Origin of the sequence: Bacillus cereus group sp. BceL220, assembly GCF_051776965.1 — a bacterium.
Lineage (GTDB): Bacteria > Bacillota > Bacilli > Bacillales > Bacillaceae_G > Bacillus_A > Bacillus_A cereus.
In genome coordinates, this window is record NZ_JBPWBC010000043.1 from 1 (window position 1) to 2296 (window position 2296).

The window sequence follows — 2296 nt, forward strand, 5'->3', positions numbered from 1 at the left end:
TAGCTCTCGATAAGTTAAACATTGGTCTTTATATACTACGGCAATATTCTCTGGTGTCTTCTTCACTTGTTCTTCAAACAATTGCGTTAATGTCTTTTCTTTTGGATATTCTGTTTTAGTATTATTGAAATCATTCAAAATTTTATGGTGCTCTATCTCTGTAATCATTTTGATATCTGCAATTTTCTGGTCTGGATTGTTTAGAATTTCTTTTGAAATTTGAATAAAGTGCTCCTTATACCTTTCTATTGTCTCTCTTTTATATAACTTAGTGGCATATTCCCAACGAAAAGATATTTGATTGATATTTTCCTCTGCCAACAAAGTCATATCAAATTTTGCAAATGCATAATTAGTTTTATGAGGCATAATTGTTAAATTACCAGTATTAAACTCTGAAATATCTATGTTTTCTAAAACAAACATTGTATCAAATAAAGGATTTCTACTTGTCTCTCTAGGCATTTCCAGTTCTTCTATTAATTCTTCGAATTGATAATCTTGGTTTTCAAATGCTTCTACAGTGTTTTCTTTTGTCTCTTGTAAGAATTGTCCGAATGTTTTACCACCCTTTGGATTTCCTCTAAGTGCAAGTGTATTCACAAACATTCCCATGACTTGATATAAATCAGTGTTATGTCTCCCAGCAGTAACTGTACCAACCATAACATCCTCTTGTCCTGTATGCTTCGATAACCATATTTGATAAATACTCATCAATGCCATATACAGCGTTACACCATTATCCTGACAGATTTGTTTTAATCTCTTTGTCAATGACACATCAATTTCAAAGAACACACTATCTCCTTCAAAACTTTGTATAGAAGGACGCATATAATCAGTTGGTAATTCTACTACCGGCACACCATCTTTAAAGCGATTCATCCAATATTCTTTTTGTATCTGAATTGCTTCACTTTGTATAAATTCTTGTTGCCATTCAGCGTAATCTTTATATTGTAACTTTAATGCTGGTAATTCATTCTCATAATAGAGTTCCATCAATTCTTTCATAAAGATACCAATGGATACACCATCCGCAATAATGTGATGAATATCAAGCATGAATACATATCGATTTTGTTCTAATTCCGTTAATCCTACACGCATAAGTGGAGCTTCACTTAAATCAAAAGGACGTATAAAGTCTGTTTTTTCATATTGATTATCTATGTCCTTAGGAATTATTTCTATATTAAACGGAACTTCATCATGAACTTTCTGTAAAATCTCTCCATCCTTAGTAACAAATGATGTTCGAAGAACTTCATGACGATAAATTAACCCTTGTAAAGCTCTTTCCAATTTGACAATGTTTAAATCGCCTTTGATTTCCATGATACTTGGTATGTTATATGTGATACCATTTAGATCTAAATTAGTTAAAGTATATATTCTTTGTTGGGCAGATGAAGCTGAATAATATGCTTTCTTTTCTATAGGTCTAATAACGCAATCAACATTCACATTAAGCTGTTCCATATATACAGATAGTTGACGTATACTTGAATGCATAAATAGTTCTTTTAAACCAAGTTTTATTTTTAACTCTTTTTGTATTTTAGCTAGAAGCACCATCGCTTTTAACGAATGTCCTCCTAATAAGAAGAAATCATCATGTACACTGATTTTTTCTATTTGTAAAACTTCTTGCCAAATTCGAACTAAATGTTGTTCCAATTCATTATCAGTTTCTTCATAAATTGTATCTATTCCTATACGTTTCTCATCAGGTTCAGGAAGAGCTCTTCGATCTACTTTCCCATTTGTATTTAAAGGTAGATTATCCAGCTGCATAAAGAATGTCGGAATCATATACTCAGGTATTTGCTTCATAAGTTCAGATTTCACTTTTTGAATGTCTAATTCAGATTCTTGAATAATATAAGCTACTAAGTATTTCTCTCCTGTTACAGCTTCTTTAATTACTACAGCTACATCCTGTATTTCTTCCACATTCAATAGACGAGCTTCGATTTCTCCTAATTCTACTCGGTATCCTCGAATTTTTACTTGTTGATCCATTCGTCCACAATATTCAATATTTCCATCTGGCAACCATCTCCCTAAGTCACCCGTGCGGTATAACCTTTTCTTCATGCTATTATGATAAATAAATTTTTCTTTTGTTAATTCTGGACGATTTAAATATCCTTGTACTAGACCATCCCCAGCTATACAAATTTCCCCTATTACCCCTATCGGATTTAATTGGAGTTGGTGATTTAAAATATAAATCTCCGTATTAGATAACGGTTTCCCAATTGGAATTTCATTTACTTTTCCAACAAAT

1 protein-coding gene is annotated in these 2296 nt (G+C 31.8%); it reads right to left on the bottom strand.

The window, feature by feature from the left end:
• Positions 1-2296 (bottom strand): condensation domain-containing protein (locus tag ACS2FK_RS30355; protein ID WP_438899971.1); only part of this gene is annotated, 2296 nt, incomplete at both ends.